Source organism: Streptomyces sp. NPDC052042 (assembly GCF_044548345.1).
In the GTDB taxonomy this organism is placed as follows: Bacteria; Actinomycetota; Actinomycetes; order Streptomycetales; family Streptomycetaceae; genus Streptomyces.
On sequence record NZ_JBIUBU010000027.1, the window covers coordinates 70,938 to 85,551 of the forward strand.

Annotated in this window: 1 protein-coding gene and 1 pseudogene; both read right to left on the reverse strand. The window is 75.5% G+C overall.

All coding sequences use genetic code 11. The annotated features are described in order from the left end of the window. Positions 1 to 31: 31 nt before the first annotated feature. A pseudogene (locus ACIHCL_RS30990) lies at positions 32 to 10,150 on the reverse strand (type I polyketide synthase); the annotation flags it as partial. A gap of 129 nt (positions 10,151 to 10,279) precedes the next feature. Next, positions 10,280 to 14,614 carry an SDR family NAD(P)-dependent oxidoreductase gene (locus tag ACIHCL_RS30995; RefSeq protein ID WP_399867170.1) on the reverse strand — a complete coding sequence of 1,445 codons (4,335 nt, stop codon included), beginning with the start codon at positions 14,612 to 14,614 and terminating at the stop codon, positions 10,280 to 10,282.

A 14,614-nucleotide genomic window follows, 5' to 3' on the forward strand; every position in this document is an offset into this window, starting at 1 on the left:
CCTTTCGAAGAACGGGAGGGAGTCGGGAGGTTCAGGGAAGCTTGAGGATCCACTCGTCGACGGCTGCGGCCGTGGACTCGGCGTGATGCTCCATCAGTGTGTAGTGGTTGCCGGGTACTTCGGTGACGTTGTCGGCGTGTTCGGGGGCCGGCGGGCGGTCGTCGGTCCGGTCGGCGGTCCGGTCGGCGGTCGGGTCCGCGCCGTCCGCCATCCAGTCGGCGGCACGGACGACGAGGGTGGGGGCCGCGGCCTCGGGGGCGTTCCAGTCCTGGAAGAGGGCGAGGTAGCCGCCCATCGCGGTGAGCTGGGTGCCGGGCGCGGAGATGAACTCGAAGCGGTCGGACTGCTCCCGCACCACGGCTGCCTGGAACCGGTCGCCCATGCCCTGGGTCCGGGTGAAGCTGTCGAGCATCACGATGCCTTCGACGGGCCGGCCCAACTGCTCCAGCCGGCAGGCGACGGCGTGCGCCACCCAGCCGCCCGAGGAGTAGCCGACGAGGACGACCGGCTCCTCGCCCGCGCAGGCCGTGACGGCCCTGACGTGGACCTCGACGAGGGCTTCGACGTCCCGGGGCAGTGACTCACCCGGGCCGAAGCCCGGCTCGGGGAGCCCCCAGATGCTGCGGCGGCCGCCGAACGCCGCCGCGAAGCGGGCGTACTGGTGGACTCCGGAGGGCGCCATGTAGGGGCCGAAGCAGACCAGGTGGGGGCCCTCCTCGCCGTGGGCCAGGCGGACCGGGACGGGCCGGTGACGGTCCGCGTCGACAACGTCGAAGACGGGTCGCAGCCGGGCGGCGGCGGTGACCATCTCGATGCCCTCGGCGAGGCGGCCGAGCTCTCCGGCCCGCCGGTAGAGACCGACGAGCAGGTCCTCGCCGGCGGTCTCGCCCCCGGCTGGTGCGGCCGGGGCGGCACCGGGGCGCTGGGCCAGCAGTTCGAGGAGGCGGGCGGTCAGGGCGGCGGGGGTGGTGTGGTCGAAGACCAGGGTGCCGGGCAGTTTCATGCCGGTGGCCCGGCCGAGCCGCTTGGCGAGCTGGACGGCGGTGAGCGAGTCGAAGCCGAGTTCGAGGAAGACCTGCCGCTCCCCCACCGCGTCGACGGACGGGTGGCCGAGTACGGCGGCCGCCTCGGAGCGTACGAACTCCAGCACCGCCGGGGCCGGGTCGGCGCCGGAGAGCCCGGCGAGGCGGCGCAGCAGGGGCGGTTCGCCGTCGGCGGGAGCGCCGTCGCCGCTCTCCTCGGCGGCGATCAGTCGGCGGACCTCGGGCAGGTCGCCGATGAGGGGGCTGGGCCGGGCGGCGGTGAAACCCGGGACGAACCGGGTCCAGTCCACCTCGGCGACGACCACGGTGGTGTCGCCGCGTTCGACCGCGCGGCGCAGGGCCAGCACCCCGAGGCCGGGGTCCATGGGGTCGAGGCCGCGCAGCCGCAGCCGCTCCTCGGCGGCCCGGTCGACCATGCCTCCGCCGCCCCAGGCGCCCCAGGCGACGGAGGTGGCGGTCAGGCCGCGGGCCCAGCGGTCCTCGGCGAGGGCGTCCACGAAGGCGTTGGCGGCCGCGTACCCGGCCTGGGCGCCGCTGCCCCAGGCCGCGGCTCCGGAGGAGAACAGCACGAACGCGTCGAGTTCCCGGTCGGCGAGGAGTTCGTCCAGGTGGGCGGCGCCAGCCGCCTTCGCCCCGAGGAGGGCGTCGAACTCGGCCACGGTGGTGTCGGCGAGCATGGCGGGGGTGCCGGTGCCCGCGGCGTGCACGACCGCGCTCAGTGGGGGCAGGGTGTCGAGGGAGTCCAGGAGCCGGGCGACGTCCTCGCGGTCGGCCGTGTCGCAGGCGGCCAGGGTCACGCCGGCGCCCAGGGCCTCCAGTTCGGCGGCCAGTTCCGCGGCGCCTTCGGCGTCGGGGCCGCGGCGGCCGGCCAGTACCAGGTGGGCGGCGCCGGCTGCGGCGAGCCAGCGGGCGACGTGGCTGCCGATGTGGCCGGTGCCGCCGGTGACCAGGACGGTGCCGCGCGGCTGCCAGCCGGGGCCGGTGGGTGCGTCGGCGCCGGTGGCGCGGCGCATCCGTCGGGCGAGGAGGCCGTCGGCCCGGAGGGCGAGCTGGTCCTCGCCGCCGGCGCCGGTGAGGGCGGCGGCCAGCCGGCGGCCGGTGCGGCCGTCGGTGGCCGGTACCCCGTCGGGCAGGTCGATGTGGCCTCCCCACCGGCCGGGGTGTTCCAGGGCGGCGACCCGGCCCAGGGCGGCCACCGGTGCCTGGCGGACGGCTCGGACGGGGTCGGCGGGCCCGGTGGACACCGCGCCCCAGGTGAGGCACCACAGGGGGGCGCCGAGGCCCGCGTCGCCGAGCGCCTGGACGAGGTGCAGGGTGGTGGCCAGGCCGAGCGGGACGGCGGGGTGCTCCGGATGGGCGCGTTCGTCGAGGGCCAGCAGGGACAGTACGCCGGTCGCTTCGCGGCCGGCCGCGCGCAGGGCGTCGGTGAGGCTGCTGCGGTCGGCGTCGCCCGCCACGTCCAGGCGGGCGATCTCGGCGCCGTGTGCGGCGAGGGAGTCCAGTGCCAGGTCCACGGCGGGGTCCTCGGGCCGTTCGGCGGGGACGACGACGAGCCAGACCCCGGTGGGGGTGGTGGGCGGTGCGGGGTCCGGCACCGGTTTCCATGCGATGCGGTAGCGCCAGGCCTCCGCGGCGGCCTCGTCGCGGCGGCCCCGGTGCCAGGCGTTCAGGGCCGGGAGCGCGGTGCGCAGGGTGGCGTCCTCGTCGATGTCCAGTTCCCGAGCGAGGGTGGTGAGGTCCTCGTCGGCCACGGCCGCCCAGAATCCGGCGTCTGCGGCGGATCCGGTGTCGGGGACCGGGTCGGCCGCCGTGTCGGGTGCGTCGAGCCAGTACCGCTGCCGCTGGAAGGGGTAGGTGGGCAGGGCCACGGCCTCGGTGCCCTCGCCGCCGAGCACGGTCTTCCAGTCGACGGGGACGCCGTGCGCGTGGGCGTCGCCAAGAGAGGTCAGGAAGCGGCGGGCACCGCCTTCGGCGCGGGACAGGGTGGTGAGGACGGCGGCGGGGGTCTCCACCGGGGTGTCGTCGATGGTGTCCTGGAGCCCGTAGACCAGCACGGGGTGCGGGCTGACCTCGATGAAGACCCGGTGTCCGTCGGCGAGCAGCCGCCGGGCGGCCTGTTCGAAGCGGACGGTCCGGCGGAGGTTGCCGTACCAGTAAGCGGCGTCCGGCGGGGTGTCGAGGGGTTCGCCGGTCACCGTCGAGTAGAACGGGACGGCGGGCGCGGTGGGCGTCAGCGTGGCGAGTTCCGCGGCGAGTTCCTCGCGCAGGGATTCGACCTGGGCGCAGTGCGAGGCGAGGGTGACGCGGACCCGCTTGGCGCGGACGCCGTCGGCGACGCAGGCTTCGAGGAGTTCGGTCAGTGCCTCGGGGTCCCCGGCGACGACGACGGTGCGGGGGCCATTGACGGCGGCCACGGCGAGGCGGCCGTGCCAGGGGGCGATGCGTTCGTCGGCCTCGGTCTCCGGCAGGGGCAGGGAGACCATGCCGCCCTGTCCGGACAGGCGCAGGAGGAGGGCGCTGCGGCGGGCGACGAGGCGGGCGCCGTCGTCGAGGGTCAGGGCGCCGGAGACGACGGCGGCGGCGATCTCGCCCTGTGAGTGGCCGACGACGGCGGCGGGGCGGGCCCCGCAGGAGCGCCACAGTTCGGCGAGGGAGACCATCACGGCCCAGAGCACGGGCTGGACGACGTCGGGGCTCTCCAGGGGCGGGGCGCCGTCCGTCGCGCGCAGGACGTTTTCGAGGTCCCAGTCCACGTGAGGTGCCAGGGCCCGGCCGCAGGCTGCGATCCGGTCGCGGAACACCTCGGAGGTGTCGAGGAGTCCGACGGCCATGCCGGCCCACTGGGAGCCCTGGCCGGGGAAGACGAACACGGGCTGGGCGGGTGCGGCGGCGGTGCCGCGGACAGCGCTGGCGTGGGAGTCGCCGGTGGCGAGCGCGTCGAGGGCGGCGATCAACTCGTCGCGGTCCTCGCCGACGACCACGGCGCGTTCGGCGAAGGGGGTGCGGGTGGTGGCGAGTGCGTGGCCGGTCGCGCGCGGGTCGGCGGCGGGGTCCTCGCGGAGGAGGGCGGCGATGCGGGCCGCCTGTTCCTCCACGGCGGGGGCGGTGCGGGCGGCGAGCGGCAGCGCGGTGGCCGCCGAGCGCAGGGGCCGGGGCGCGGGGGCGCCGTCCGGGGCGGTTTCCGTTGCGGGCGCGATGTCGGGGACGGGGCCGGGGCCGGGTGCTTCCTCGATGATGACGTGGGCGTTGGTGCCGCTCATGCCGAAGGAGGACACCCCGGCACGCCGGGGCCGGCCGTCGGCGTCGGGCTCCCAGGCGACGGGTGCGGTGAGCAGCCGGACGGCGCCGGCCGTCCAGTCGACGTGCGGGGTGGGCTCGTCGGCGTGCAGGGTCCTGGGGAGCAGGCCGTGGCGCAGCGCCTGCACCATCTTGATGATGCCGCCGGCTCCTGCGGCGGCCTGGGTGTGGCCGATGTTCGACTTGAGGGAGCCCAGCCACAGGGGCCGGTCGGCATCGCGCCCCTGACCGTAGGTGGCCAGGAGGGCGGAGGCCTCGATGGGGTCGCCGAGGCGGGTGCCGGTGCCGTGTCCCTCGACGGCGTCGACGTCGGCGGTGGACAGGCCGGCGTCGGCGAGGGCCTGGCGGATGACGAGCTGCTGGGCCCGGCCGCTGGGTGCGGTGAGGCCGTTGGAGGCGCCGTCCTGGTTGACGGCGGAGCCGCGGATCACGGCGAGGACGGGGTGGCCGTTGCGGCGGGCGTCGGAGAGCCGCTCCACCAGCAGCATGCCCACGCCCTCGCCCCAGCCGGTGCCGTCGGCGTCTGCCGAGTAGGCCTTGCAGCGACCGTCGGCGGACAGGGCGCGCTGACGGCTGAACTCGACGAAGGCGCCCGAGCTGGACATGACGGTGACGCCGCCGGCGAGGGCCAGTTCGCATTCGCCCCGGCGCAGGGACTGGGCGGCCATGTGCAGGGCGACGAGGGAGGAGGAGCAGGCGGTGTCCACGGTCACTGCGGGGCCTTCGAGGCCGAGGGTGTAGGCGATGCGCCCGGAGGCCACGCTGGCGGCGTTGCCGGTGCCGAGGTAGCCCTCGACGCCTTCGGGGACGGCGAGGCCCCGGCGGAGGTAGTCCTGGTAGCCGGAGCCGACGAACACACCGGTGCGGCTGCCACGTACGGTCGCCGGGTCCAGGCCGGCCCGTTCGAGGGCCTCCCAGGAGGTTTCCAGGAGCAGCCGCTGCTGGGGGTCCATGGCGGTGGCCTCGCGCGGCGAGATGCCGAAGAACGCGGCGTCGAAGTCGGCCAGGTCGTAGAGGAAGCCGCCGGCCCGGGCGTAGGTGGTGCCGGGGTGGTCGGGGTCCGGGTGGTAGAGGGCGTCGAGGTCCCAGCCTCGGTTGTCGGGGAAGACGGACATGGCGTCGGTGCCCCGTTCCACCAGCCGCCACAGTTCCTCGGGCGAGCGGACGCCGCCGGGGTAGCGGCAGCTCATCGCGACGATCGCGATCGGTTCCTCGTCGGCCGGGGCCGGGGTGGCGTCGGCTCCGCACGGCTCCTGGGTGCCGAGGAGTTCGACGAGAAGCCGGCCGGCGAGGTCGAGGGCGCAGGGGTGGTCGAAGACGAGGGTGGTGGGGAGGGCCAGTCCGGTGGCACGGACCAGCCTGCCCCGCAGCTCGACGGCGGTGAGGGAGTCGAAGCCCAGGTCGCGGAAGGCACGTCCCGGTTCGACGGCCTCGGGGCCCGGGTGGCCGAGTACGGCGGCGGCCTCGGCCCGGACGAGTTCGACGAGGGTGCGGTCCCGGTCGGCGGGGTCGGCCTGGGCGAGGGTACGGCGCAGGGCCCGGGTGGTGTCTTCGGCCCCGTCGGAGTCCGTGGAGCGGCCGTTTCCGGTGTCGCGTACCTCGGGCAGGCCGGCGAGGAGGGGGCTGGGGCGGCCGATGGTGAAGGTCGGGGCGAAGCGGACCCAGTCGACGTCGGCGACGGTCACGGCGGTCGCGCCGCGTCCGACGGCCCGGTCGAGGACGGTGAGCGCCGAGTCGGCGGCAAGGGGCTCCAGGCCGCGCTTGCGGAGGCTGTCGGCGATCTCGGGGGTGGCGGCCATGCCGGAGTCGGCCCAGGGGCCCCAGGCGAGGGCGGTGGCGGGCAGGCCGTCGGCGCGGCGGGCGGCGGCGATGGCGTCGAGGTGGGCGTTGGCGGCGCTGTAGGCGGCCTGTCCGCCCGCGCCCCACACGCCGGCGATGGAGGAGAACAGGACGAACGCGTCGAGCGGGTGGGCGTCGGGGAGTTCCCGCAGGAGTGCGTCGAGGTGGGCGGCGCCGGCGGCCTTCGCGGCCAGGACGGCGTCGAAGGCGGCCGGGTCGGTGTCGGCCAGCAGTCCGGGGGTGTCGATGCCGGCGGTGTGCACGATGGCGGTGAGGGGCTGTTCGGCGGCCGGGCCGGTCAGTTCGCCGAGGAGCCGGGCGAGGGTGTCCCGGTCGGCGACGTCGCCGGCGGCGACGGTCACCCGGGCTCCCAGCGCCTCCAGTTCGGCGGCCAGTTCGGCGGCGCCCTCGGCGGCGGGGCCGCGGCGGCCGACCAGGACGAGGTGTTCGGCGCCGCGTGCGGCGAGGAGCCGGGCGACGTGTGCGCCGAGGGCCCCGGTACCGCCGGTGATCAGGACGGTGCCGCGGGGCCGCCATTCCCCGGCGCGCCGGGTTTCGGCGGCGGGGGTGCGGGTGAGTCGGCGGGCGAAGACCCCGCCCGGGCGTACGGCGAGCTGGTCTTCCGGGCCGTCGGCGGTGAGGACGGCGAGCAGCCGGTCCAGGGCGGCGGTGTCGCACTCGGCCGGCAGGTCGACGAGGCCGCCCCAGCGGCCCGCGTGTTCCAGTGCGGCGACCCGGCCGAGGCCCCAGATACGGGCCTGGGCCGGGGCCGTCGGCGGGTCCTGGGGGGAGGTGGTGACGGCGCCTCGGGTGGCGCACCACAGGGGGGCATCGACGGCGGCGTCGCCGAGGGCCTGGATCAGGGTGAGGGTGGCGGCGTCACCGCTGCCGAGGGCGGCCAGTCCGGCGGCGGGCCGCTCGTCCAGGGCCAGCAGGGAGACGACGACGCGGGGAGTGACCTCTGCGGCGGCCTCCCGCAGCCGTCCGGCGAGGGCCTCGCGGTCCTCGGCGGCGTCCACGGTCAGGATGGTGGTGCGGGCCCCTCGGGCGGTGAGCGCCTCCCGGAGCGCCCCGGCGAGGCCCCCGGCGGCGGGGGCCGCGCCTTCACCGGGGGCCACCAGCAGCCAGTGCCCGTCGACGGGGCTTGCGGCGGGGGTGCTCAGCTGCTCCCAGGTGATGCCGTACTGCCAGTCCTCGACCGGCGACCGGCGGCTGGCCGGGGCGGCGGGTTCGAGCCAGTACTCCTGGCGTTGGAAGGCGTACGTGGGCAGGTCGACGCGGCGGGCGCCGCGGCCGGCGTGCACGGCGGCCCAGTCGACGGGGGTGCCGTGGACGTGGAGGCGGGCGAGTGCGGTGGTGAGGGCCAGGTGCTCGGGGCGGTCGGTCCGCAGCAGGGGGACGAGGACGCGGGTGTCGTCGAGTACGTGCTGGGCCAGGGCGGTCAGGACGCCTCCGGGGCCCACCTCCAGGAAGGTACCGACGCCTTCGGCTGCGAGGAAGCCGACGGCGTCGGCGAAGCGGACCGCTTCGCGGACGTGGCGGACCCAGTAGTCGGGGGAGCAGAACTCCTCGGCGGTGACCGGGCCTCCGGTGAGGGTGGAGACGACCGGCAGCTTCGGGGGTGCGAAGGCGACGGATTCGACGGCGGCCCGGAATGCGGCCAGCACCGGGTCCATCAGCGGAGAGTGGAAGGCGTGGGAGACGGCGAGCGCCTTGGTCCTACGGCCCTCGGCGGACAGCCGGTCCACGATGGCGGACACGGCGTCGGCGGCGCCTGAAACCACCACGGAACGCGGCCCGTTGACGGCGGCGACACCGGCCCGGCCCTCCAGGCCCGCCAGCAGCTCCCGTACCTCCGCCTCGGAGGCCTGGACGGCGACCATCACCCCGCCGGACGGCAGCTTCTGCATCAGCCGGCCCCGTAGGGCCACGAGCATCGCCGCGTCCGGCAGCGACAGCACGCCCGCCGCGTGGGCGACCGCGTACTCGCCGACGGAGTGGCCGGCGAGGAAGTCGGGGCGCACCCCCCAGGACTCCAGCAGCCGGAACAGGGCCACTTCGACGGCGAACAGGGTCGGCTGGGTGTACTCGGTGCGCTCCAGCAGGTCCGGCTCCTGCCCGAGCACGACGTCCTGCAGGGGGCGTTCGAGGTGCGGGTCGAGGGCGGCGCACACCTCGTCGAAGGCTTCGGTGAACACCGGCTGCCCGGCGTACAGTTCGCACCCCATGCCCAGGCGCTGGCTGCCCTGGCCCGAGAACAGGAACGCGGTCGCCGTCTCGCGGCCGACCGCGCCCTCGATGAGCTGCGCGGCGGGCTCCGCCGCGGCGAGGGCGGTGACTCCGGCGACGAGTTCGGGCAGTTCGGTGCCGACCACGGCGGCGCGGTGCTCCAGGGTGGCCCGGGAGGTGGCCAGGGAGTGGGCGATGTCCACCGGGCTGACCTCACCGAGTCCGAGGACGTGCCGCAGGAGGCGTTCGGCCTGTTCGCGCAGGGCCGTGGTGTCGCGGCCCGAGAGGGTCCAGGCCACCGGCAGCGGATCGGCGGCGGGGGCGGGGGCCTGCGGTGCGGCGGGGTCCTCCGCCGGGGCGGGGAGCGTCGGGGCCTGTTCGATGATGGTGTGGGCGTTGGTGCCGCTCACTCCGAAGGAGGAGACGGCGGCCCGGCGCAGGCGGCCGTCCTCCGTCCAGGTCACGGGCTCGGTGAGGAGGCGGACGGCGCCGGAGGTCCAGTCGATGTGCGGGGAGGGCTCATCGGCGTGGAGGGTCTGGGGCAGGAGGCCGTGGCGCATCGCCTCGACCATCTTGATGATCCCGCCCACGCCGGCCGCCGCCTGGGTGTGCCCGATGTTGGACTTGAGGGAGCCCAGCCACAACGGCCGCTCCTGTGAGCGCCCCTGACCGTACGTCGCCAGCAGCGCCTGCGCCTCGATCGGGTCGCCGAGGGCCGTGCCGGTGCCGTGCGCCTCGACCACGTCCACGTCGGCCGCGGACAGCCCGGCACTGGCCAGGGCCTGCTCGATGACCCGCTGCTGGGCGGGCCCGTTGGGGGCGGTGAGCCCGTTGGAGGCCCCGTCCTGGTTGACCGCGCTCCCCTGGACCACCGCGAGGACCGGGTGCCCGTTGCGCAGGGCGTCCGAGAGCTTCTCGACGAGGAGCATGCCGACGCCCTCGCCCCAACCCGTGCCGTCGGCTCCGGAGGCGAAGGACTTGCAGCGGCCGTCGACGGCCAGGCCCTGCTGGCGGCTGAACTCGGTGAACATGCCGGTGGCGGCCATGACGGCGGCACCGCCCGCCAGGGCCATGGTGCATTCGCCCTGGCGCAGGGCCTGGACGGCCAGGTGGAGGGCGACGAGGGAGGAGGAGCAGGCCGTGTCGACGGTCAGCGAGGGGCCTTCCAGCCCGAAGGTGTAGGACACCCGGCCGGAAGCGACGCTGGGGGCGGTTCCGGTGAGCAGGAAGCCCTCCAGCTCCTCGCGGGTGTCGCCGCTGCCCGCGTACCCCTGGTAGGCGAGGCCGACGAACACGCCGGTGCGGGAGCCCTTGACGGAGGTGGGGGCGATCCCAGCCCGTTCGAATGCCTCCCAGGCCACTTCGAGGAGCAGCCGCTGCTGCGGGTCGGTGGCCAGTGCCTCGCGGGGGGACATGCCGAAGAGGGCCGGGTCGAAGCGGCCGGCGTCGTGGAGGAAGCCGCCCTCGCGGGTGTAGCACTTGCCGGGGACGCCCGGGTCGGGGTCGTAGAGCTCCTCCAGGTCCCAGCCCCGGTTGTCGGGGAAACCGGTGACCGCGTCGGAGCCGCTTTCGACCAGCCGCCACAGCGCTTCGGGGGTGTCGACGCCGCCGGGGTAGCGGCAGCTCATCGAGACGATGGCGATCGGCTCCTGGTCCTTCGCCTCCACCTCGTGCAGGCGGCGGCGGGTCTGCTTGAGGTCCGCCGTGACGCGCTTGAGGTAGTCCAGCAGCTTCTGTTCGTTCTCGTTCTGCGCGTGCTGTGCGTTCTGTTCGCTCTGCATGTCTCTTTCACCCGTCGAGAAGTGTCAGGAATGGCTGCGGTGGTGCGGCTGCGGTGGTGTGCACCTGCTGGTCCGGGTTCTTCCGGGTGCTCAGGAGCCGTCGAGCTCCTGGTCGATGAGCGCGAAGATGTCGTCGACGGTGGCGCTCCGAAGCCGCTCGTCGGACGTCTCGTCGGCGGTGGGGCCTTCGGCCGGGGCGGGATCTGTGCTGAAGGCAGCGAGCACAGCGTGCAGGCGGGCCCGGATCCGGGAGCGGACGATGTCGTCGTCGGCGCCGACGGCGGCGAGGGCCTGCTCCAGCCGGTCGATCTCCCCGAAGACCGATACGGCCGACGGGGCCGGGGCCTGCTCCGGCGCGAGGTCGGTGCCGATGCGGTCGGCGAGCGCCACGGGCGTGGGGCAGTCGAAGACGAGGGTGGCGGGGAGGCGCAGTCCGGTGGCGGCGTTGAGCCGGTTGCGGAGTTCCACCGAGGTGAGGGAGTCGAAGCCCAGCAGCTTGAACTCCCGCTCCCGGTCCACCTCGCGGGGGCCGCCAAGGCCGAGGACAGCCGCCACCTGGGTGCGGACCAGGTCCAGCAGCGCGCCGTCCCGTTCGGGTCCGGACAGGCGGGCCAGCCGCTCGCGCAGGGCGTCCGGGGCGCCGCCGGCCACCGCCTCCCTGGCGGTGCGCCGGGCGGCGGGGCGCAGCAGGCCACGCAGTACCGCCGGTACGGACCGCTGCGCTTCGGGGCCGGCCGCGGCCGGGGCCGCGGTGTCGAATCGTACGGGTACGGCGACGGCCTGCGCTCCGGTCCGGGCCGCGTCGAAGAGCGCGAGGCCCTCCGCCGCCCGGAAGGAGACCAGTCCGGAGCGCGCCATCCGGTCCTGGCCGGACGCGTCCATGCCCGAGGCCATTCCGCTGTCGGCCCAGGGGCCCCAGGCCAGGGAGGTGGCGGGCAGGCCGGCGGAGGCACGGCGCTGGGCGAGGGCGTCGAGGAAGGCGTTGGCGGCGGCGTAGTTGCCCTGCCCCGCGCTGCCCAGGGTCGCGGCGACCGAGGAGAACAGCACGAAGGCCGACAGGTCGGCGTCCCGGGTCAGTTCGTGCAGGTGGAGCGCGGCGTCCACCTTGGGGCGCAGGACGGCCTCCAGCCGGTCCGGCGTGAGGGAGGTGACCAGCCCGTCGTCGAGGACGCCGGCGGCGTGGACCACGGCGGTCAGCGGCCGGTCCCCGGGGACCTCCGCCAGCACGGCCGCGAGTGCGTCCCGGTCGGCGGTGTCGCAGGCCACGAGGGTGACGGTTCCGGCCCCGGCCGCGAGCAGTTCCTCGCGCAGCGCGTCGGCGCCTTCGGCGGCGGCACCGCGCCTGCTGGTGAGCAGCAGGTGGCGTACGCCGTGTTCGGCGACCAGGTGGCGGGCGACGAGCCCGCCGAGCGCCCCGGTGGCACCGGTGACGAGGACGGTGCCCTCCGGGTCGGGTGCGGCGGGGACGGTGAGGACGAGCTTGCCGATGTGCCGGGCCTGGCTCAGGTGGCGCAGGGCCTCGGGCGCCCGGCGGACGTCCCAGCAGGTGACGGGCAGGGGCCGCAGGGCCCCGGCTTCGAAGAGCGCCACCAGCTCGTGGAGCATGGCACCGATCCGGTCCGGGCCCGCCTCGATGGTGTCGAAGGCGGTGTAGGCGGCGCCCCGGTGCTCCTCGGCCACCTGCCGCGGGTCGCGGACGTCGGTCTTGCCCATCTCCAGGAAGCGGCCACCGTCGGCCAGGGTGCGCAGCGAGGCGTCGACGTACTCCCCGGCGAGGGAGTTGAGTACGACGTCCACCCCGCGGCCCGCCGTCGCGGCCAGGAACCGCTCCTCGAAGGCGAGTTCGCGGGAGGAGGCCAGGTGCTCGGCGTCCAGTCCGCCGGCCTCAGCCAGGGCCGCCCATTTGCCGGGGCTCGCCGTGCCGTGGACCTCGGCGCCGAGGTGGCGGGCGAGCTGGGTGGCGGCCATGCCGACGCCGCCCGCCGCCGAGTGGACCAGCAGCGACTGCCCGGCCCTCAGGCCGGCCAGGTCGACGAGGGCGTAGTAGGCGGTCAGGAAGACGATGGGCACCGACGCGGCCTCGGTGAACGTCCAGCCGCACGGCATCCGTGCCACCATCCGGTGGTCGGCGACGGCGAGCGGGCCGAAGGACTCGGGGATCATGCCGAACACCCGGTCTCCCACCGCCAGGCCGGGGGTGCCCGGACCGGTCTCGACGACGATGCCGGCGGCTTCGCTGCCGAGGGTGGCGTCGCCCGGGTACATGCCGAGGGCGATCAGGGCGTCGCGGAAGTTGACACCGGCTGCGCGTACGGCGATCCGGGCCTGGCCCTCGCCGAGCGGGGCGGTGGCCGCCGGGTTCTCGGTGAGCGCGAGGGCGTCGAGGGTACCCGCGGCCCCGGCGGTGTCGGACCCGGCGGTGGTCAGCCGCCAGCCGGCCGCTCCGGGGGCGGGACGCAGCGAGTCGGCGGCCGTCCGGCGGGCCAGCCGGGGTACGTATGCCGTGTCGCCGCGCAGGGCGAACTGCGGTTCGCCGGTGGCCAGCGCCGCGGTCAGGAGCCGATCCGCCGCGCCATCGGGGGCGACGGTGTCCGCCAGGTCGGCGAGGACCAGCCGGCCGGGGTTCTCCGACTGGGCGGAGCGGACCAGTCCCCACAGCGCGCTCTGCGCCGGGTCGGTGACGGTGGTCCCCGGCTCGGGGGCGACAGCACCTCGGGTCAGCAGCACCAGCCGCGAGCCGGCAGTCCGGTCGTCCCCGAGCCAGGTCCGCAGGAGCACGAGGCCCTCCCGGGTCACCGTGTGGACCTGCTCCGTGTCCGGTGCGCCCTGAAAGGCGCGCGGTGCCGGGACCAGCACGGTGTCGGCGAGCCGGTCCGCGCCGCCGAGGCCGTCCAGGAGTGCGAGCAGATCCGCGTGGTCCTCGACGCGGGCGAGGGGCACGGTGGTGCCGCCCCGGGCCTCGTCCTCCCGGCCGAGCGGCAGGACGGGCCAGTCCAGCCGGTACAGCGCGTCCTGGTGCTCGACCCGGCCCACGACAGGCAGCTGATCGGGCGTCACAGCCCGCAGAACGAGGGAGTCGACGGAGACGACCGCCCGCCCGGTGCCGTCGGCGGCGAACAGGGACACCGTGTCCGGGGCGGGCGCGGTCAGCCGGACCCGCAGGACGGTGGCACCGGTCGCCTCCAGCCGTACGCCGCTCCACGCGAACGGGATCCGGCCCTGGCCGGTGTCGGGCAGCAGCCCGCCCAGGCCGACTGCGTGCAGGGCGGAGTCCAGCAGCGCCGGGTGGACGCCGAAGCCGCCCGCCGAGGTGTCCTCCGGGAGGGAGACCTCCGCGAACACCTCCGAGTCGCGCCGCCACAGCGCCCGGAGCCCTTGGAACAGCGGTCCGTAGCCGAAGCCGAGCTCGGTCAGGCGCTCGTAGTAGCCCTCCAGGGGGACGGGTTCGGCGTCGACGGGCGGCCACTGCGACAGGTCCTGTGCGGTGGTGGTGCCGGCGGGCGGGGCGAGTACGCCGACGGCGTGGGTCGACCAGGGCTCGTCGGGGCCCGTCCCGTCCGGCCGGGAGTGGACGCTGACGCTCCGGCGCCCGTTCCCGTCAGGGCCGGCCGCCGTGACCTGGAGCTGTACGGCGCCCTGGGCGGGCAGGACCAGCGGGGCCTGGAGGGTGAGCTCCTCGACCCCGTTGCAGCCGGTCTCGTCGGCGGCGCGGATCGCGAGGTCCACCAGGGCCGTTCCGGGGAGCAGGGCCGCCCCCATGACCCGGTGCTCGGCCAGCCAGGGCTGGGCCGAGAGAGAGAGCCTGCCGGTGAGGACGCGGCCGTCGCCGTCGGCGAGTGCGACGGCGGCGCCCAGCAGGGGGTGGTCGGCGGAGCCCAGACCGGCGCTCGCGAGGTCCCCGGCGGCGGGCCGGGATTCGAGCCAGTAGCGCTCGTGCTGGAAGGCGTACGTCGGCAGGTCGACAAGGCGGGCGCCCTGCCCGGCAAGAACGGCCGTCCAGTCCACCGGCGTGCCCTGGACGTGGAGCTGGGCCAGGGCGGTGAGCACCGCCGTCTCCTGCGACCGGTCCGCACGCAGCAGCGGGACAGCGGTTTGACCACCGTCCAGGACTCCCGCGGCCAGAGCCGTCAGCACACCGCCCGGACCGATCTCCAGGAACGTGCCGACACCTTCGGCTGCCAACACCCCCACCACGTCAGCGAAGCGCACCGGCTCACGAACGTGATCGATCCAGTAGTCCACGGAGCAGAAATCCTCCGCCGACACCACAGCACCGGTCAGAGCCGAAACCACCGGCAGCACAGGAGTACCGAAAGACACCGCTTCCACGACCTTGCGGAAGTCCGCGAGCATCGGGTCCATCAACGGCGAGTGGAAAGCGTGGGAAACCGTCAGGGCCTTCGTCTTGCGGCCCTTCGCAGACAG